The 19,530-nt window shown below is 51.9% G+C and carries 14 protein-coding genes and 1 pseudogene; 11 read left to right on the forward strand and 4 right to left on the reverse strand.

All coding sequences use genetic code 11. The features are described 5' to 3' along the window. Nucleotides 1–168 precede the first annotated feature (168 nt). From lolA to PSSD_RS02710, 4 genes are all read left to right on the forward strand, one after another. Nucleotides 169–780 carry an outer membrane lipoprotein periplasmic chaperone LolA gene (gene lolA, locus PSSD_RS02695; RefSeq protein ID WP_039332399.1) on the forward strand — a complete coding sequence of 204 codons (612 nt, stop codon included), beginning with the start codon at nt 169–171 and terminating at the stop codon, nt 778–780. 7 nt (nt 781–787) lie between these two features. Further along, nucleotides 788–2,134, forward strand: coding sequence for a replication-associated recombination protein A (locus PSSD_RS02700; RefSeq protein WP_058969295.1), 1,347 nt, complete (start codon nt 788–790; stop codon nt 2,132–2,134). A gap of 96 nt (nt 2,135–2,230) precedes the next feature. After that, on the forward strand, nt 2,231–3,523 hold the full coding sequence (gene serS, locus PSSD_RS02705; protein ID WP_058969297.1) for a serine--tRNA ligase: 1,293 nt from the start codon (nt 2,231–2,233) through the stop codon (nt 3,521–3,523). A gap of 310 nt (nt 3,524–3,833) precedes the next feature. Next, a complete protein-coding gene (locus tag PSSD_RS02710; RefSeq protein WP_058969399.1) occupies nt 3,834–4,985 on the forward strand; it encodes an MFS transporter in 1,152 nt (383 codons plus the stop codon). Between the two features lie 39 nt (nt 4,986–5,024). Here the strand turns inward: PSSD_RS02710 and pflA are convergent, their stop codons facing one another. The 4 genes from pflA to ycaO form a co-directional block, all read right to left on the reverse strand. After that, a complete protein-coding gene (pflA, locus tag PSSD_RS02715) occupies nt 5,025–5,765 on the reverse strand; it encodes a pyruvate formate lyase 1-activating protein (protein WP_058969299.1) in 741 nt (246 codons plus the stop codon). Nucleotides 5,766–5,925: 160 nt separating this feature from the next. After that, nucleotides 5,926–8,208: a formate C-acetyltransferase gene (pflB, locus tag PSSD_RS02720; protein ID WP_058969301.1), complete on the reverse strand. Its 2,283-nt coding sequence runs from the start codon at nt 8,206–8,208 to the stop codon at nt 5,926–5,928. 68 nt (nt 8,209–8,276) lie between these two features. Then, nucleotides 8,277–9,137, reverse strand: a complete 861-nt coding sequence (gene focA / locus PSSD_RS02725; protein WP_039332409.1) for a formate transporter FocA — start codon at nt 9,135–9,137, stop codon at nt 8,277–8,279. Nucleotides 9,138–9,472: 335 nt separating this feature from the next. Next, entirely contained in the window at nt 9,473–11,236 is a 1,764-nt protein-coding gene (ycaO, locus tag PSSD_RS02730) for a 30S ribosomal protein S12 methylthiotransferase accessory factor YcaO (RefSeq protein WP_058969302.1), read from the reverse strand. Here ycaO and PSSD_RS02735 point away from each other — a divergent pair. The 7 genes and pseudogenes from PSSD_RS02735 to PSSD_RS02765 all read left to right on the forward strand — a co-directional run bounded on the left by PSSD_RS02735 (nt 11,235) and on the right by PSSD_RS02765 (nt 19,509). Beyond that, nucleotides 11,235–11,498 carry a hypothetical protein gene (locus PSSD_RS02735; protein WP_058969304.1) on the forward strand — a complete coding sequence of 88 codons (264 nt, stop codon included), beginning with the start codon at nt 11,235–11,237 and terminating at the stop codon, nt 11,496–11,498. The genes ycaO and PSSD_RS02735 overlap by 2 nt on opposite strands. 51 nt (nt 11,499–11,549) lie before the next feature. After that, nucleotides 11,550–12,635, forward strand: coding sequence for a 3-phosphoserine/phosphohydroxythreonine transaminase (serC, locus tag PSSD_RS02740; protein ID WP_039332415.1), 1,086 nt, complete (start codon nt 11,550–11,552; stop codon nt 12,633–12,635). A gap of 81 nt (nt 12,636–12,716) precedes the next feature. Further along, on the forward strand, nt 12,717–14,003 hold the full coding sequence (gene aroA, locus PSSD_RS02745; RefSeq protein ID WP_039332417.1) for a 3-phosphoshikimate 1-carboxyvinyltransferase: 1,287 nt from the start codon (nt 12,717–12,719) through the stop codon (nt 14,001–14,003). Between the two features lie 197 nt (nt 14,004–14,200). Next, nucleotides 14,201–14,881 carry a (d)CMP kinase gene (cmk, locus tag PSSD_RS02750; protein WP_039332421.1) on the forward strand — a complete coding sequence of 227 codons (681 nt, stop codon included), beginning with the start codon at nt 14,201–14,203 and terminating at the stop codon, nt 14,879–14,881. Between the two features lie 122 nt (nt 14,882–15,003). Then, a complete protein-coding gene (rpsA, locus tag PSSD_RS02755; protein WP_039332423.1) occupies nt 15,004–16,677 on the forward strand; it encodes a 30S ribosomal protein S1 in 1,674 nt (557 codons plus the stop codon). Nucleotides 16,678–16,763: 86 nt separating this feature from the next. Then, nucleotides 16,764–17,048 carry an integration host factor subunit beta gene (ihfB, locus tag PSSD_RS02760; RefSeq protein ID WP_039332425.1) on the forward strand — a complete coding sequence of 95 codons (285 nt, stop codon included), beginning with the start codon at nt 16,764–16,766 and terminating at the stop codon, nt 17,046–17,048. Between the two features lie 203 nt (nt 17,049–17,251). Continuing rightward, nucleotides 17,252–19,509 (forward strand): annotated as a pseudogene (locus PSSD_RS02765) (DNA internalization-related competence protein ComEC/Rec2). Nucleotides 19,510–19,530: the final 21 nt, after the last annotated feature.

Raw genomic sequence — 19,530 nt, forward strand, 5'->3', positions numbered from 1 at the left:
TCAGCAGTGAGCTATATTCGGGCCAGTTAACACTGGCCCGTTGTTTATCTGCGAAACGATCCCCATATCTTCGGGAGCTTTCGGCTTTTTCTCCTGTCGAACTGACAGGGCGGCAACTACGTTTAATGCGGTAAGTGTCGGGAAACCATGAATAAGGAATCGAATCAGATGAAATTACGCGTTATTGCCTGCGGCCTGTTGGCCAGTTTTGTCTCTGCATCGGTATTGGCGGATGCGTCCAGCGATTTGCAACAACGTCTGAACAAGGTGAACAGTTTCCATGCCAGCTTTAGCCAGAAGGTCACCGACGGTAGCGGTGCCAATGTGCAGGATGGGGAAGGGGAACTGTGGGTTAAGCGCCCAAGCCTGTTTAACTGGCACATGACCGCACCAGACGAAAGCGTCATCATCTCTGACGGTAAGAATCTGTGGTTCTATAACCCCTTTGTTGAGCAGGCGAGCGTCAGCCTGTTGCAGAATGCCACCAGCAACACCCCGTTTATGTTGATTGCGCGTAACCAGCCAAGCGACTGGCAGCAGTACAACATCAAGCAGCAGGGCGACAACTTTGAACTGACGCCGAAAAGCAGCGACGGCAATCTGAAACAGTTCACCATCAATGTTTCTGCATCCGGCACCATTAATAAATTCAGCGCGATTGAACAAGATGGCCAGCACAGTGACTACCAGCTGAAAAGTCAGAAAAATGGCGCGATTAGCCCGGATAAATTTACCTTTACGCCGCCTAAAGGGGTAACGGTCGACGATCAACGTCAGTGAGGTCAGCGTGAGTAACCTGTCCCTTGATTTCGCCTCTTCGAATGAGTTTCAACCCCTGGCCGCGCGTATGCGGCCAGCAACGTTGCAGCAGTATATCGGGCAACAGCATCTGCTGGCGCCGGGCAAACCGCTGCCGCGTGCTATTGAAGCCGGGCATCTGCATTCGATGATCCTCTGGGGGCCGCCAGGAACAGGGAAAACCACGCTAGCTGAGATCATCGCGCATTATGGTCAAGCAGACGTTGAGCGCATCTCTGCGGTGACGTCTGGCGTGAAAGAGATCCGAGAGGCAATTGAGCGTGCGCGTCAGAATCGTCAGCTCGGGCGTCGCACCATTTTGTTTGTCGATGAGGTGCATCGCTTCAATAAAAGTCAGCAGGATGCCTTCTTGCCGCATATTGAAGATGGCACCATCACCTTTATTGGCGCCACCACAGAAAATCCCTCATTCGAACTCAACTCGGCATTGTTGTCGCGTGCGCGTGTTTATCTGTTGAAATCCCTCACCACCGAAGACATTGAACGGGTGTTAACACAAGCCATGCAAGACAGCGACCGTGGTTATGGCAACAGCGATATTCTGTTGCCGGATAACACGCGTCGGATGATTGCTGAACTGGTCAATGGTGATGCGCGGCGGGCGCTCAATACGCTGGAAATGATGGCCGATATGGCAGAGAGCAATGCTCAAGGCCTGCGCGAGCTGACGCCGCAACTGCTTAATGAAGTCTCCGGTGAAAGGGCGGCGCGTTTTGATAATAAAGGTGACCGCTTTTACGATCTGATCTCTGCACTGCATAAATCTGTGCGTGGATCGGCGCCAGATGCCGCGCTCTACTGGTACGCACGCATTATCACCGCAGGGGGCGATCCGCTTTACGTGGCGCGTCGTTTACTGGCCATCGCTTCAGAGGATGTCGGTAATGCCGATCCCCGTGGCATGCAGGTGGCGATTTCTGCCTGGGATTGCTTTACCCGCGTTGGCCCCGCAGAGGGCGAACGCGCGATTGCGCAAGCGATAGTTTATCTGGCTTGTGCACCGAAAAGTAATGCCGTTTATACCGCTTTCAAGGCGGCGATGCGTGATGCGCGCGAATCGCCGGATTACGATGTGCCAGAGCATCTGCGCAATGCCCCGACCAAATTAATGAAAGAGATGGGGTTGGGTAAAGAGTACCGCTATGCGCATGACGAGCCCAATGCCTACGCTGCCGGTGAGGTGTTCTTCCCGCCTGAAATGGCGCAAACGCGCTACTATCAGCCAACCAATCGGGGGCTTGAAGGGAAAATTGGCGAAAAACTCGCCTGGCTGGCTGAACAGGATCAAAATAGCCCGATAAAACGCTACCGCTGATAAAGACCTTACGGTAAGGTGAGCAAGTATTTCAATGCATTCCAGTGGGATGCATCCCTTCATTCGTTCAATCAACCTTAATTACACAGGATAAGCATGCTCGATCCCAATCTGCTGCGTAATGAGCCAGACGCAGTCGCAGAAAAACTGGCACGCCGAGGATTTAAACTGGATGTGGAAACGCTTCGCTCCCTCGAAGAGCGTCGTAAAGTCCTGCAAGTAGAAACTGAAAACCTGCAGGCAGAGCGTAACTCCCGATCCAAATCCATCGGTCAGGCCAAAGCGCGTGGGGAAGACATCGAGCCACTGCGTCAGGAAGTGAACGCGCTGGGCGAACGCCTGGATGCGGCCAAAGCGGAACTGGATACGCTGCAGAATGAAATCCGTGATTTTGCGCTCTCTCTGCCTAACTTGCCGGTCGATGAAGTGCCGCTGGGTAAAGATGACAGCGAGAATCAGGAAGTCAGCCGCTGGGGCCAGCCGCGCCAGTTTGATTTCCCGGTAAAAGACCACGTTGAGCTGGGTGAAGCGGTAAAAGGCCTGGATTTTGCGGCCGCAGTGAAACTGACGGGGTCGCGCTTTATTGTGATGCAGGGCCAGATTGCACGTCTGCACCGCGCTCTGAGCCAGTTCATGATTGACCTGCACACCGAGCAGCACGGCTATCTCGAGACCTACGTGCCTTATCTGGTTAACCGTGAAACCCTGTTTGGTACGGGCCAACTGCCGAAATTTGGTGAAGACCTGTTCCACACTAAGCCACTGGGTGAAGAAGCCGGTAGCAGCAACTATGCGCTGATCCCGACCGCAGAAGTGCCGCTGACCAATCTGGTGCGTGACGAGATCGTCGAAGAAGAAGATCTGCCGATCAAGCTGACGGCGCATACACCTTGCTTCCGTTCAGAAGCGGGTTCATACGGACGCGACACCCGTGGTCTGATCCGCATGCACCAGTTCGACAAAGTGGAGATGGTGCACATTGTTGCGCCAGAAACTTCGATGGATGCGCTGGAAGAGTTGGTCGGACATGCTGAGAAAGTCTTGCAGCTGCTGAATCTGCCTTATCGTAAAGTATTGCTGTGCACCGGTGATATGGGCTTCGGCTCAGCCAAAACCTACGATCTGGAAGTGTGGCTGCCAGCGCAAGATACCTATCGTGAAATCTCCTCTTGCTCAAACATGTGGGATTTCCAGGCGCGTCGCATGCAAGCGCGTTGCCGCAGCAAAGCAGACAAAAAACCACGCCTGGTTCACACCTTGAATGGTTCTGGCCTGGCTGTAGGCCGTACTTTGGTTGCAGTACTGGAAAACTACCAGCAAGCAGATGGCCGCATTGAAGTGCCAGCAGTGTTGCGTCCTTATATGGGCGGTCTGGAAATGATTGGTTAATTGAGACTTTCTCAGCAAAAACCCGGCTATGCCGGGTTTTTTATTGTCCGCAGCTCAGGGATTATTTTTTAGTAAGAATTAATCAGAAATAAACGTTATCGTCAGTGGATGGCCTTAAAAGACTAAAATCCATTAATTCATACAGATAGCTATCGTCCCATCGTGTGAGATATATCCTCTAACCTGCTGAAGATAAAAAAATAAATTGTTCAGCAGCAAATTGTGCGGCGACTATTTTTTGCACATTGACTTTAAAATAGCGAATGGCAAACTGCGCGCAATTATCTACATTTCTTTGGTTTTAATCCCTATGTCAACCTGGTCGCGCCCCGTCGTGTTGCTGCTCTGCGGCTTAATGCTCATGACGGTGTCTATTGCTGTGCTTAATACGCTGGTACCGCTTTGGCTTACACATGATCAACTGCCGACCTGGCAGGTGGGGATGGCCAGCTCAGCCTATTACACCGGCAACCTGCTCGGGACCTTGCTGGCTGGCTGGCTTATCAATCGCTACGGATTTAATCGCTGTTTTTATCTGGCGAGCGTTCTGTTTGCTTTGGCGACCATGGGTATGGCGCTATTAGACGGTTTCTATAACTGGACGTCTCTGCGTTTCATGGCTGGCTTAGGTTGCGCACTGATCTGGGTTGTGGTGGAGAGTGCATTGCTGTGTAGCGGCACGGTACGCAATCGCGGCCAATTATTAGCGGCCTATATGATTGTTTACTACCTGGGCACGGTTGCGGGTCAGCTTTTGGTTAGCCGTGTTTCGACTGAGTTACTGCACGTTATCCCGTGGGTCACCGCACTGATTGTATGTGCCGTGTTGCCGGTGGTATTCCTGCGTGTGAATGCCGGAGCCGCAACTGAAGAGGCATCGACCGGACGTATCTGGACTATGTTGCGTCGTCGCAGCTCTCGTCTGGGTATTAACGGCTGTGTGATTTCAGGCATTGTGCTGGGATCGCTGTATGGACTGATGCCACTCTATTTGTCCCATCAAGGAATGAGCGATGCCACCGTCGGATACTGGATGGCATTACTGGTGAGCGCAGGCATCGTAGGGCAGTGGCCGGTCGGACGCCTGGCTGACCGCTTTGGCCGCTTAATGGTTTTACGCGTGCAGGTGTTTGTCGTCATTCTGGGCGCGATTGCCATGCTGGGTGATACCGCCATGGCACCCGCGCTGTTTGTGTTGGGTCTGGCAGGTTTTACCCTCTACCCGGTTGCGATGTCGTGGGCATGCGAGACCGTGGCTCACCACGAGCTGGTCGCGATGAATCAGGCTCTGCTGTTTAGCTATACCGTTGGCAGTTTAGTTGGGCCTGGCATGACGTCGATGCTGATGCAGAACTACTCAGATCGCCTGCTGTTTGTGATGATTGCGGTGGTGGCACTGGTGTATTTGGTGATGCTGCTGCGCAAGGCCGATCAGCATGCCACACCTGTGGCGCATGCTTAACGGCAAAAATAAGGGGAGCGATTGCTCCCCTTATGCCATTTAGTACATCACCTCGTGACCATAGCTGGTGAGAATATTTTTGACCCGTTCCATGGTCTCTTTACTCGGTGGCTTCACGCCATCAAGCTTGTACTCTTCCCCCATCGCTATCCATTTGTGTTTGCCTAATTCGTGGTAGGGCAACAACTCAATCTTCTCGATGTTGTCCATATCCTTGGTGAACTCACCTAAGCGATGTACTGAGTCGTCATCATCGGAATAGCCTGGCACCACGACAAATCTAATCCAGGTGCGTTTGCCTTTCTTTTGCAGATAGCGGGCGAAGTCCAACGTGCGGTGATTGGACACCCCGACCAGAATCTGGTGAACATCGTCATTGATTTGCTTCAGGTCGAGCATCACTAAATCGGTGGCATCCAGCAACTCATCAATCACCGGATCGTAGCGACGGACAAAACCGTTGGTGTCGAGACAGGTATGAATCCCTTGTGCTTTACAGGCGCGGAACCAGTCACGTACAAACTCAGCTTGCAGTATCGCTTCTCCGCCCGACGCGGTAACACCGCCGCCAGAGGCATTCATAAAGTGGCGATACGACAAGACATCTTTCATCAGGTCTTCAACGGTGACCTCTTTGCCGCCATGCGTGTCCCACGTATCGCGGTTATGGCAATAGAGGCAGCGCATCAGGCAGCCCTGGAAGAAAGTGATAAAACGGATGCCGGGACCGTCAACGGTGCCGCAAGATTCAAATGAGTGGATACGACCAATGGTGGACATTGCGATGAGTTCTCCGGTTTAGCCTCAACATCAGGCGGCACAATCTGTGTTGTGCTCTGGGATTAAAGTCGATTTTGCCAGGTTGCCATCACCAGCAAACTGGCAAAACAGACTTGTGGAGAAAAGGCTCCCGCAGGAGCCTTTTAGATCTCTGGAAGAATTACAGAGACTGCGTGAAGGTACGGGTAATAACGTCTTGCTGCTGCTCTTTCGTCAGCGAGTTAAAGCGCACAGCATAACCGGAAACACGAATGGTCAGCTGAGGATATTTTTCAGGGTGTTCCATCGCATCCAGCAGCATTTCACGGTTCATAACGTTGACGTTAAGGTGCTGACCGCCTTCAATGTTCGCTTCGTGGTGGAAGTAACCGTCCATCAGACCCGCGAGGTTGGTTTTACGCACGTTATCATCTTTACCCAACGCGTTTGGCACAATGGAGAAGGTATAAGAGATACCATCTTTAGCGTACGCAAACGGCAGTTTGGCAACCGAGGTCAGTGAGGCAACGGCACCTTTCTGATCGCGACCGTGCATTGGGTTAGCACCCGGTCCAAATGGCGCACCGGCACGACGACCATCTGGGGTATTACCGGTTTTCTTACCATAAACCACGTTTGAGGTAATGGTCAGCACTGACTGAGTAGGTACCGCATTACGGTAGGTTTGCAGTTTCTGAATTTTTTTCATGAAACGTTCAACCAGGTCACAGGCCATGTCATCAACACGTGAATCGTTGTTGCCGAACTGCGGGTATTCGCCTTCGATTTCGAAATCCACGGCCAGGCCATCAGCATCACGCACGGTTTTCACTTTCGCATATTTGATAGCTGACAGGGAGTCGGCAGCCACTGACAGGCCCGCGATACCACAGGCCATGGTGCGATAAACGTCACGGTCATGCAGCGCCATCAGTGAAGCTTCATAACTGTACTTATCGTGCATGTAGTGGATGATGTTCAGCGAGGTGACGTACTGTTTCGCCAGCCAATCCATGAAGTGATCCAGACGCGCCATAACGGTATCGAAATCCAGGATTTCGTCAGTGATTGGCGCTTCTTTTGGACCCACCTGCATTTTCAGTTTTTCGTCCACACCACCGTTGATTGCATACAACAATGTTTTTGCCAGGTTGGCGCGGGCACCAAAGAACTGCATTTGTTTGCCGACAATCATCGGGCTGACACAGCAGGCGATGGCATAGTCATCGTTATCAAAATCAGGACGCATCAGGTCATCATTCTCGTACTGCAATGAGGATGTGTCGATAGAGACTTTGGCCGCGTATTTTTTGAAGTTAACGGGCAGTTTTTCCGACCACAAAATGGTCATGTTAGGCTCAGGCGATGGGCCCATGGTGTACAGCGTATTCAGGAAGCGGAAGGTGCTTTTGGTGACCAATGTACGGCCATCTACACCCATACCTGCAAGGGATTCGGTTGCCCAGATAGGGTCACCAGAGAACAGTTCATCGTACTCTGGGGTACGCAGGAAACGCACCATACGCAGTTTCATCACCAGGTGGTCAATCAGCTCTTGCGCGCCTTCTTCACTCAATTTACCGGCTTTGATGTCGCGATCGATATAAACATCAAGGAAGGTGGATACGCGACCAAATGACATGGCTGCGCCGTTTTGAGATTTCACAGCGGCAAGGTAACCGAAGTAGGTCCACTGTACCGCTTCTTGCGCCGTCACGGCTGGCAGAGAGATATCGCAACCATACTTAGCGGCCATCTCTTTGATTTGGCCTAATGCACGGTGTTGTTCTGAGATCTCTTCACGCAAGCGGATGGTGGCTTCCAGATCGACACCGTTCTCCATATCACTTTGCAGTGAATTGAATTGTGCCACTTTATCTTTCATCAGATAGTCGATGCCGTACAGCGCCACGCGACGGTAGTCACCAATAATACGACCACGACCATAAGCATCTGGCAGACCGGTCAACACACCGGATTTACGGCAGCGCAGGATATCTGGGGTGTAGACATCGAACACACCCTGGTTATGGGTTTTACGATAATCGGTGAAGACTTTTTTCAGCGCAGGATCGAGTTCACGTCCGTAGACTTTGCAAGACCCCTCAACCATTTTGATGCCGCCAAATGGGATAATGGCACGTTTCAGCGGTGCTTCAGTCTGCAGACCAACGATGGTCTCCAGAGATTTATTGATGTAACCCGCGTCATGAGAGGTGATAGTTGAAGCCAGGTCGGTATCAAAATCGACCGGAGCGTGGGTACGGTTCTCAATTTTGATGCCTTCCAGCACGCTGTCCCACAATTTTGTGGTGGCTGGTGTTGCGCCCGCCAGGAAAGATTCGTCACCTTCATACGGGGTGTAGTTTTTCTGGATGAAGTCACGGACGTTGACACTGTTCTGCCATTCGCCGGCGCTAAATCCTTCCCAGGCTGACGCCATTTTTTCGTTAAGTTCGGACATGATATACCTGCCTTATTTAGGGAGACTCTGACGTATGACTTGCGCTTCCGCACGTCCGTATCAATTCATTAATGCACGGGCTCATCGCCGCGCAGATAGATAACCCAATAGGTCAAACCGACTAACAATCCGCCACCAATGATGTTGCCGATGGTCACTGGAATCAGGTTGTTAACTATAAAGTCACCAACGCTGAGAGACGGGAACTGTGCGGCGCTGGAACCGGCCATCTGCCAGAATTCAGGACTGGCGAAATCACGAATAACAATGGCCATTGGAATCAGGAACATGTTGGCAATACTGTGCTCGAAGCCGCTGGCAACAAACATGCCGACGGGCAAGATCATCGCGAACATTTTGTCGAACAAACTGCGGCCGGAATAACTCATCCACACTGCAAGGCAAACCATCAAGTTAGCGAGCGTGCCCAGGCTTACGGCCTCAATAAAGGTGTGATGCATTTTATGGTCTGCGGTCTGAAGCACGTTTAGACCCCATGCACCGTTCGCGACCATGTGTTCACCCGCTAACCAAATCAATGCCACGAAGAACAGGGCACCAAACAGGTTACCGATATAAACATTCAGCCAGTGGCGACCGAGTTGCAGCCAGGTGATGCGCCCGCTGGCTTTCGCCACCACAATCAGTACGGTGGAGGTAAAGAGGTCAGCACCACATACCACCACTAACATCAAGCCAAGTGAGAAGCAGATGCCGCCAATCAGCTTGGCTATGCCGTAAGGCATCGCGCCACTGCCAGTTGTGGCAGTGATATAGAAGACGAAAGCGATAGAGATAAATACGCCAGCGGTGATGGCAAGGAAGAAGGTGGTTAAAGGGTGTTTAGTGGCTTTATAAACACCGGCATCTTCTGCAACTTTAGCCATTGCCGCCGGTAGTAATGCATTAAAAGGGTTGTCAGCTTTCACACTAACGCTCTCCAAAATTTGTCTGTAATGATACTAACAAAGGAGTATAGGTCAGGAATTGATGTGGATCATAAATGCCAGGGCTGGCGGGGATAAGCGAGGCGAGTAACGATGCTTTTTGTATTTAATTATATGATTTTTATGAAATAAATATTTTTTAAAATATACACTAATATTTTAATGACGTAGCCTGGTCGCGAGTAAACAGTTAATTACGTTTAGCGATTGAAGACGAATTGTTAAATATAAAGGTTAAGTGTGACAGCTGTATTTTAGTCATAAAAAAGGCACTGAAATGATTCAGTGCCAATTAATACTTCACTGCAAAACTGGCGTTATTTTTTTGACCAGTATTGGCGCTTGGCCGCCTGCAATTTTTCGTAAGCCGCTAACAGAGCCTGGTGAGCAGGGAAGGCTTTGAGGTCGAGATCGACCGCTTGCAGACCATAGAATGGCGCTTCACCGCTGATAGCAGCGGATGCGGCATCAACTGCCGTTTGGCCATACATGCGCACGAATGCACGATGATACTGCACTGGATCGCGCTCTTCTTCCATCGCCAGCAGTAACAGCGTCTGCAGGCAGCGATAATAGTTGGCGCGCTCTTCACTGAAGATCGACTGGTTAAACTCCATGGTCCATTCAGTCCAGATCAGTGCCTGATCTAAATCACCACCTGCCAGCGCCAGCATCGCTTTCAATTCACCGATACGCAGGGTATACCAGCCGTTATCTTTGCCCGATGCCAGACCCAGCAGTTCACGCACGCGCGTGAAGTCGTCATGGCCTTCTTCGTCCAGTTGCTCGATGAGGTTCAGATAGGCTTCGGGTTCCCATTCGCTGGCTGGCAGCGCCAACAAGGTTTCACGCAGTGGCGCGCCCATGCTGTTATTGGCCAACAGCAGATCTTCCTCCGGATAGATATCGGACATGCCCGGCACGATAATGCGGCAAGCGTAAACACCCAGATGCTCGTAGTCAGCAATATACACTTCTTGATCTTCAGCACGGAAGATCGCCATCAAGGTGTCGAACTCTTCGTGCGTGCTGCCAGAGAAGCTCCAGTCAACAAACGGGTAATCTGCATCGTCTTTGAACATATCCCAGGAGATCAGGCCGCTGGAATCGATGAAGTGCGTTTCGAGGTTAGCATGTTCAGCCACTTCTTCGTCATCAAAGGTCGGCGGGGTGAACACATCCAGATCTTTCAGGCCACGGCCCTGAAGCAGTTCAGTGACGGTACGCTCCAGCGCCACGCCAAAGTCAGGGTGTGCACCGAAGGAAGCGAAGCACGTGCCGTTTGCCGGGTTGAACAGTACTACGCAGATGACCGGATATTTCCCACCAAGGGAAGCATCGTAAGAGAAGATAGGGAAGCCTTCTGCTTCCAGACGGTCAATCGCCTCGATCACACCGGGATAGCGCTGCATCACTTCAGCCGGGATTTCCGGCAGGCTGATGGACTCGGCGATAATACGATTTTTAATATGGCGCTCAAAGACTTCAGAAAGTCCCTGTACACGCGCTTCATTGGCGGTGTTGCCGGCGGACATACCGTTAGAAACATACAGGTTACCGATGATGTTCATCGGAATGTAGACCGTTTGCTGATCGGACTGACGGGTAAACGGCAGGCCGCAGATACCGCGGTCAGCATTGCCCGACTGCAAATCAATCAGGTCTGAGGCGCTCAGGCTATCTTCTGGATCGTAAAATTTTTGCAGGCGCGCATCCAGAATACCAGCCGGGAGGCTGTCATCTTCAGTCAGTGGGAACCACTTCTCGTTGGGATAGTGAACAAATTCACCTTTCGCGATGGATTCACCCAGCCAGAAGTCAGCGAAGAAATAGTTGGTTGAGAGACGCTCAAAGTATTCGCCTAACGCAGATGCCAGCGCGGCTTTCTTACTGGCACCTTTACCGTTGGTAAAGCACAGTGGGCAGTCACGATCGCGGATGTGCACAGACCAAACATGTGGAACCGGGTTAAGCCAGGAGGCTTCTTCAATATTGAAGCCTAAATCTTGCAGCTTCTGCTGGAAGCGGGCAATGGAGTCTTCCAGTGCGGCGTCTTTTCCTGGAATAAACGTTTGCGTCATGTTGGCGCTCTCTCAAGTCGATGGGGTGGGCGTAAAGCGCGCAATGATACGGGTTTTGCGCCTGCTTCGCTATTCAGTGTTCCAAATTTATCGCGGTATTGTTGCGGCTTTTTATTCACCTGGCTGCATTCTGATTTTACTTCATGAAACCACCTCACAAAATTCCGTGGCTGATTGCATTTATGACATAAGCTGCGGCGATGCCTGCTCTGTAAATGTGATCTCCGCCGGATTAATGATTGCAGCCATTCGGAGGCAATGATAAAACCGATACGGTATTCATAACCGTTCGATATGACAGTGGTGAGGGGAAATGACGCAGGTTTATAATTTTAGCTCCGGCCCAGCGATGCTGCCGGTAGAAGTGCTCCGTCGTGCAGAACAAGAACTGACAAACTGGCACGGATTAGGCACCTCGGTGATGGAGATCAGTCACCGTAGTAAAGAGTTCATTGCGGTTGCTGAAGCAGCAGAACAGGATTTTCGCGATCTGCTGAAGATCCCATCCAACTACAAAGTTTTGTTCTGTCATGGTGGCGCGCGTGCACAGTTCGCGGCCATCCCGGGCAACTTGCTGGGTGAAGCCAAAACCGCCGACTACATTGATGGCGGCTACTGGGCTCACAGCGCCATCAAAGAAGCGGAAAAATATTGTTCCCCAAACACCATTGATGTCAAAACCACGTTGGAAGGTAAACGTGCTTTGTTACCGATGCGTGAATGGCAGTTGAACGATGATGCTGCTTATGTGCATTTCTGCCCGAATGAAACCATCGACGGTATTGCTATTGATGAAGAACCGGATTTTGGTGACAAAGTTGTTGTTGCCGACCTCTCTTCAACCATCATGTCTCGTCCTATTGATGTCAGCCGTTATGGTGTGATCTACGCGGGCGCGCAGAAAAATATCGGACCGGCAGGCTTAACGCTGGTGGTGGTGCGTGAAGACCTGCTGGGTAAAGCGCAACGTTATGTGCCTTCTATTCTTGATTACAAGGTGCTGGCAGAAAACGAATCCATGTTCAACACCCCGCCAACCTTCGCTTGGTATCTTTCTGGTTTGGTCTTTAAATGGCTGAAAGAGAAGGGCGGTGTGGCTGAAATGGATAAGGTTAATCAGGCGAAAGCTGACCTTCTCTATGGCGTGATCGACAGCAGCAGCTTCTATCGTAACGATGTTGCTTCCGGTAACCGTTCACGCATGAACGTACCATTCCAGTTGGCCGACGCCGCTCTGGACAAAGTATTCCTCGAGGAGTCACTGCAGGCAGGTTTGCATGCCTTGAAGGGCCACCGTGTGGTTGGCGGCATGCGTGCATCGATCTACAATGCGATGCCGCTGGAAGGGGTTAAAGCCCTGACTGAGTTCATGATCGACTTCGAACGTCGCCACGGTTAATTACTTACTTTATGCCAGCCTGGCTGGCATCTGGCCCCGTGATTGGACGGGGTCTCGTCTTTTCTGGAGATTTGGTTTCACATGCAGGACTCCCTGACTCTACAACCGATTGCCCGCGTTGACGGCACGGTAAATTTACCGGGTTCAAAAAGCGTCTCTAACCGCGCATTGCTGTTGGCTGCGTTGGCAAACGGCACAACTCGCCTGACGAACTTGCTGGATAGCGATGACGTCAAACACATGCTGAATGCGCTCAAAGCGCTGGGCGTCAGTTATACGCTCTCTGCCGATCGCACCGTGTGTGAAGTGGTGGGTAATGCAGGGCCACTGCACGCTGACCAGCCACTGGAGCTGTTCCTGGGGAATGCGGGTACGGCAATGCGTCCGCTGGCGGCGGCACTGTGCTTAGGCCAACAGTCGATCGTACTGACTGGTGAACCGCGCATGAAAGAGCGCCCAATTGGTCATCTGGTTGATGCGTTGCGTCAGGGCGGCGCGAACATTGATTATCTGGAGCAGACGGATTATCCCCCGTTACGCCTGAACGGCGGCTTCGTGGGTGGTGAAGTCAGCGTGGATGGCAGTGTTTCCAGCCAGTTCCTGACCGCATTGCTGATGACCGCGCCTTTGGCTGCGAAAGATACTGTTATCACCATCAAAGGTGATTTGGTTTCCAAGCCTTATATCGATATCACTCTGCACCTGATGCGTTGCTTTGGTGTGGACGTTGATAACCAAAATTATCAACGCTTTGTGGTGAAGGGCCAGCAACAATATCAGTCACCGGGTGATTATCTGGTGGAAGGTGATGCGTCTTCGGCTTCTTACTTCCTTGCTGCTGCAGCAATTAAAGGCGGAACCGTGCGTGTAACGGGTATCGGCCGCAATAGCGTGCAAGGCGATATTCGTTTTGCCGATGTGCTGGAAAAAATGGGTGCGGTGATCGAGTGGGGTGATGATTACATTGCCTGTACGCGTGGCACGCTGACCGCCATCGATATGGACATGAACCATATTCCTGATGCGGCGATGACCATTGCCACCACGGCGTTGTTTGCCAAAGGCACAACCTTAATGCGCAACATCTATAACTGGCGCGTTAAAGAAACCGATCGTCTGGCCGCGATGGCGACAGAATTGCGCAAAGTCGGTGCTGAAGTGGAAGAGGGCCACGATTTTATCCGTGTCACGCCTCCTGCCCAGTTGCAACATGCGGATATCGGTACCTACAACGATCACCGTATGGCCATGTGCTTTGCGCTGGTTGCGCTGTCCGACACGCCAGTAACCATCCTTGATCCTGGTTGCACGGCGAAAACCTTCCCGGACTACTTCCAACAGTTAGCGAAAATCAGCCACGCCTCATAATCTTCCTACCCGGTACGCTTGTGCCGGGTTTCTTCGCTCTCTTCTGGTCTTGATGAGCGGAAATTCTTCCGAATCTGACTAAAATTCTAGCGCTGTGTTCGCGAAAGGGTACTAACCTGACGCGGGCAGCGTATAATGCCGCGCAATCCAGACAGCCAAGAAGGCTGATAATAAGCACGCAGCAACAGGAGAGAACAATGACGGCAATCGCCCCGATCATTACCATTGATGGGCCAAGTGGCGCAGGTAAAGGGACTTTGTGTAAAGCGATGGCGGAGTCATTGCAGTGGCACTTGCTGGACTCTGGTGCCATTTATCGCGTATTGGCTTTGGCTGCACTTCATCATCAGGTAGATATTGAATCAGAAGAAGCGTTAGTTCCGATGGCGGCTCACCTGGATGTGCGTTTCCTTTCTGTGGAAGGTGAAATGCAGGTCATTCTTGAAGGTGAAGACGTGACGGGTGAAATTCGCACGCAAGAAGTCAGCAACACGGCTTCACGCGTGGCAGCTTTTCCTCGTGTGCGTGAAGCACTGTTACGTCGCCAGCGTGCATTCCGTGAAGAACCAGGCCTGATTGCGGATGGTCGAGATATGGGCACCGTGGTTTTCCCCGATGCACCGGTAAAAATCTTCCTGGATGCCAGTTCGGAAGAGCGTGCGCATCGTCGTATGCTACAGTTGCAGGAGAAGGGCTTTAATGTTAACTTTGATCGCCTTTTATCCGAGATAAAGGAACGCGACGACCGCGATCGTAATCGCGCTATCGCACCTTTAGTGCCTGCCGCTGATGCTCTGGTGCTGGACTCAACCAGTATGTCCATTGAGCAAGTGATTGAAAAGGCACTTGATTATGCCCGCAGTAAGCTGGGCATGTAATCGCTAAGGCAACCGAATTGCTGTAACCCTGTACCAAGGACCCGGTGCTGGGCATGTGAAACAACCCCATCCGACAATGACGTCAGGTGGACGTTAAATTGAAGAATCCTAAGATTATCAATATGACTGAATCTTTTGCTCAACTATTTGAAGAATCACTGAAAGAAATCGAAACCCGTCCGGGTTCCATCGTTCGTGGCGTTGTTGTCTCTATCGACAAAGACGTAGTCCTGGTTGATGCGGGTCTGAAATCTGAATCTGCAATTCCTGCAGAGCAGTTCAAGAACGCAGCCGGCGAACTGGAAATCCAGGTAGGCGACGAAGTTGACGTTGCGCTGGACGCAGTAGAAGACGGCTTCGGTGAAACCCTGCTGTCCCGTGAGAAAGCTAAACGTCACGAAGCTTGGATCACGCTGGAAAAAGCTTACGAAGAAGCTGAAACTGTTACCGGTGTTATCAACGGCAAAGTTAAAGGTGGCTTCACAGTTGAGCTGAACGGTATTCGTGCGTTCCTGCCAGGTTCACTGGTTGACGTTCGTCCGGTTCGCGATACTCTGCACCTGGAAGGCAAAGAGCTTGAATTCAAAGTGATCAAGCTTGATCAGAAACGTAACAACGTGGTTGTTTCTCGCCGCGCAGTTATCGAATCTGAAAACAGCGCTGAACGTGATCAGCTGCTGGAAAACCTGCAGGAAGGCATGGAAGTTAAAGGTATCGTTAAGAACCTCACTGACTACGGCGCATTCGTGGATCTGGGTGGCGTTGACGGCCTGCTGCACATCACCGATATGGCTTGGAAACGCGTTAAGCATCCGAGCGAAATCGTCAACGTGGGCGACGAAATCACTGTTAAAGTGCTGAAGTTCGACCGCGAGCGTACTCGTGTATCTCTGGGCCTGAAACAGCTGGGCGAAGATCCATGGGTTGCTATCGCTAAGCGTTACCCAGAAGGCACCCGCCTGACTGGTCGTGTAACCAACCTGACTGATTACGGCTGCTTCGTAGAAATCGAAGAAGGCGTTGAAGGTCTGGTACACGTTTCTGAAATGGACTGGACCAACAAGAACATTCACCCATCTAAAGTTGTTAACGTGGGCGATGTTGTTGAAGTTATGGTTCTGGACATCGACGAAGAACGTCGTCGTATCTCCCTGGGTCTGAAGCAGTGCAAAAACAACCCATGGCAGCAGTTCGCTGAGACCCACAACAAAGGCGATCGCGTTGAAGGTAAAATCAAGTCAATCACTGACTTCGGTATCTTCATCGGCCTGGACGGTGGCATCGACGGTCTGGTTCACCTGTCAGACATCTCCTGGAACGCGACTGGCGAAGAAGCCGTTCGTGAGTACAAAAAAGGCGACGAAATCGCTGCTGTTGTACTGCAGGTTGATGCAGAGCGCGAGCGCATCTCTCTGGGCGTGAAGCAGTTGGCTGAAGATCCATTCAACAACTACATCACCCTGAACAAGAAAGGCGCTATCGTTAACGGTAAAGTGACTGCAGTAGACGCTAAAGGTGCTACAGTAGAATTGGCTGATGGCGTTGAAGGTTACCTGCGCGCTTCAGAAGCTTCACTGGACCGTATCGAAGACGCAACTCTGGTTCTGAGTGTTGGTGACGACGTTGAAGCTAAATTCACCGGCGTTGACCGTAAGAACCGCGTTGTAAGCCTGTCTGTTCGTGCTAAAGACCAGGCTGATGAGAAAGAAGCAATCAACACTGTTAACACCAAACAGGAAGAAAGCAACTTCTCTAGCGCTATGGCTGAAGCGTTCAAAGCGGCTAAAGGCGAGTAATCGACCCGAGGCACCGGACGATGCAAATCGTCCGGTTTCGGTAAAAGCTGTCATACCTTTCCCATTAAGGATTAACCGGAGGTTACATGACCAAGTCAGAACTGATTGAAAGACTTGCTGGCCAGCACTCTCATATCCCGGCGAAAGTCGTTGAGGATGCAGTCAAAGAGATGCTCGAGCACATGGCCACAACGTTGGCACAGGGCGAGCGCATTGAAATCCGGGGATTCGGCAGCTTTTCTTTGCACTACCGCGCACCGCGCACTGGTCGTAACCCGAAAACGGGTGACAAAGTGGATCTGGAAGGTAAATACGTTCCCCACTTCAAGCCGGGCAAAGAATTGCGTGACCGTGCAAACATATACGGCTAAGCCGTGACCGAACGACAAAAACGACACCTCAGGGTGTCGTTTTTTTTGGCTACAGCCGGACACTGTGCACTTGATTCCAACATCAAGTTGGCCTGCTGCAAACCCTATCGATTCCGTTGAATCCCTGCCTAAAACGCAAAATAATCACCACGCTATTCTCTCTAACCGCGCGCAAACTTATCGCTCTTTAAGGGAGATAGTGCATGCGTATGACAGGGATACTGCTGGCCCGGGCCATGATTCTGGCCACCTTAGCGTTGGTGTTTTTGCCGCAAATTCCGACAAGCGCAGCGATCGCCTCCCTGGCTGCGGCAGGCGTCGTTGCTGGATTGATGCCACTTACAGCGTTGCGTGTAACCGGCATGGGCTTACTACTGTTGTCATGGGCGCTGCTGGAAGCCCGGCAGATAATCGATTCGATAGAGGATTTGACGCCAGCCCCCGTCGATGTGACGCTGCGCATTACCGAAGTACGTGAAACAAAGCAGCAACTCAGTGCGCAGATTATCCGCGTTGGCGAAAAATATCAGTTTCCCCCGCTGTTTGTCACCCTCAGTACAGCGTCCAACGAATCACCATTTTGTGCCGGACAACGCTGGCAAATGAAACTGCGTCTGCGTGCGGTACATGGTCGATTAAATGAAGGCGGGTTTGATGCCCAACGCTTTGCACTCGCCAATCACACGCCACTGCAGGGACGTATTATCGAACAGCAGGCACAATCACTGAACTGCAGTTGGCGAGCACAGTTGGTCAACTTTCACTTACCGCGAATAGAAACGCTGCAGCAACCGGCGATATTACAAGCGTTAGCCTTTGGCGATCGCGACAACATGACGCCTACACAACGTCAGTTATTGCGGGAAACGGGAACCGCACATCTGATGGCAATATCGGGGATGCATATCGCACTAGCCGCCAGCGTGGGCTGGGCAATCGCTCGGGCACTGCAATTTTTCCTTCCAGCTCGATTCATTGGATATGTATTGCCCCTGGTGGGCAGCCTGGTGACGGCTGCTGTTTACTGCTGGATCTCTGGCAGCCACGCTCCAGCGCAGCGCGCGATGGTTGCCCTGACGATCTGGATACTGATTCGGCTTGCAGGCTGGCAACTCAGTGGCTGGCAGGTTTGGACGCTGTGCATCGGCAGCCTGCTCTGGCTGGATCCACTCACCATCTTGTCAGAGAGTTTCTGGCTCTCTTCACTCGCTGTGGCGATGTTGATAGCCTGGTTTCAGTGGTATCCGCTGCCTGCGAGATTCAGCAAGGGCTGGCGATGGTTGCCGCTGCGCCTGTTGCACTTGCAGCTGGGCATGATGATCTTAATGGCACCGCTGCAAATCTATCTGTTCCAGGGCATCAGCCTCAGTGCTTTGGTTGCCAACCTTATTGCTGTGCCCGTGGTGTCATTAATTACCGTGCCATTGATTTTACTGGCACTGTTGCTACCGGTGCCGCCTGTTTCTGCCGTTTTGTGGTGGCTGGCCGACGGGTCTGTCAGTCTGGTGATGAAGGGATTGGCGCTACTCCCGGCAGGATGGTGGCCGCTGAATGAAGCAATACCCGCCGTCGCGGTGCTGTGGGTAGGGTTGATATTGTGGCGTAGCGGCTTACTGTATCGTGCGCTGACGCCATGCTGTGGTTTGGCGTTAGCTATCGTCATTTGGCGCAGCCAGACGGAGCAAGATGACTGGCAGGTGGACATGATAGATGTCGGACATGGCCTCGCCATCGCCATTACTCAGGGCAAAGACGTTGTGATGTATGACGCGGGACCACGCTGGCAACAGGATGATGCTGGCGCCCGCGTTATTTTGCCTTGGCTACACTATCAGGGGCGCAAACTACAAGCGGTGATCATTAGCCATAAACACCTGGACCATCGGGGTGGATTGCACTCATTGCGCGACGCCAATCCAGACCTTGTTATCCGTAGCGCGTTAGCAGAAGCAGGGCATTTGCCTTGTCAGCGCGGGGAACAGTGGCTGTGGGGGAAACTGACCTTCACCGCACTCTGGCCTCCGGCAGGTAATACTCAGGGGCAAAATAATGATTCCTGTGTGGTGCGGGTAGATGACGGCAAAGTCAGTCTGCTGCTCACGGGGGATATTGAGCTGGAAGCAGAAAAAAATTAGTGGCACTGGAGAAAGAACGGCTGGCCAGCACCTTGATACAGGTTCCTCACCACGGCAGCCGGACTTCTTCTGGACCATTACTGTTACGTAGTGTTGCAGGAAAAGCGGCAATCGCCTCTGTCGCTCGCTATAACGCGTGGCGCATGCCGGCACAATCTGTGGTCTCTCGCTATCGCGAACAGGGCTACATCTGGCATGACACCGCGCAATCGGGACAGATCCACATCGGTATTCGGCAAGGAGACTGGCAGATTAAGGGGTTAAGAGAGCAAATAATGCCCCGCTGGTATCATCAGTGGTTTGGCGTCAAACGTGAATCCAGGTAGAATGAGCGGCTATTTCAAACA

This window comes from Type-D symbiont of Plautia stali, from assembly GCF_001485335.1.
In the GTDB taxonomy this organism is placed as follows: Bacteria; Pseudomonadota; Gammaproteobacteria; order Enterobacterales; family Enterobacteriaceae; genus Pantoea; species Pantoea vagans_C.

Coding starts and splice junctions, on each gene's coding strand:
- lolA (WP_039332399.1), top strand. CDS start 169: ATGAAATTACGCGTTATTGCCTGCGGCCTGTTGGCCAGTTTTGTCTCT.
- serS (WP_058969297.1), top strand. CDS start 2,231: ATGCTCGATCCCAATCTGCTGCGTAATGAGCCAGACGCAGTCGCAGAA.
- PSSD_RS02710 (WP_058969399.1), top strand. CDS start 3,834: ATGTCAACCTGGTCGCGCCCCGTCGTGTTGCTGCTCTGCGGCTTAATG.
- pflA (WP_058969299.1), bottom strand. CDS start 5,765: ATGTCCACCATTGGTCGTATCCACTCATTTGAATCTTGCGGCACCGTT.
- pflB (WP_058969301.1), bottom strand. CDS start 8,208: ATGTCCGAACTTAACGAAAAAATGGCGTCAGCCTGGGAAGGATTTAGC.
- PSSD_RS02735 (WP_058969304.1), top strand. CDS start 11,235: ATGTTGGCGCTCTCTCAAGTCGATGGGGTGGGCGTAAAGCGCGCAATG.
- ycaO (WP_058969302.1), bottom strand. CDS start 11,236: ATGACGCAAACGTTTATTCCAGGAAAAGACGCCGCACTGGAAGACTCC.
- serC (WP_039332415.1), top strand. CDS start 11,550: ATGACGCAGGTTTATAATTTTAGCTCCGGCCCAGCGATGCTGCCGGTA.
- aroA (WP_039332417.1), top strand. CDS start 12,717: ATGCAGGACTCCCTGACTCTACAACCGATTGCCCGCGTTGACGGCACG.
- cmk (WP_039332421.1), top strand. CDS start 14,201: ATGACGGCAATCGCCCCGATCATTACCATTGATGGGCCAAGTGGCGCA.
- rpsA (WP_039332423.1), top strand. CDS start 15,004: ATGACTGAATCTTTTGCTCAACTATTTGAAGAATCACTGAAAGAAATC.
- ihfB (WP_039332425.1), top strand. CDS start 16,764: ATGACCAAGTCAGAACTGATTGAAAGACTTGCTGGCCAGCACTCTCAT.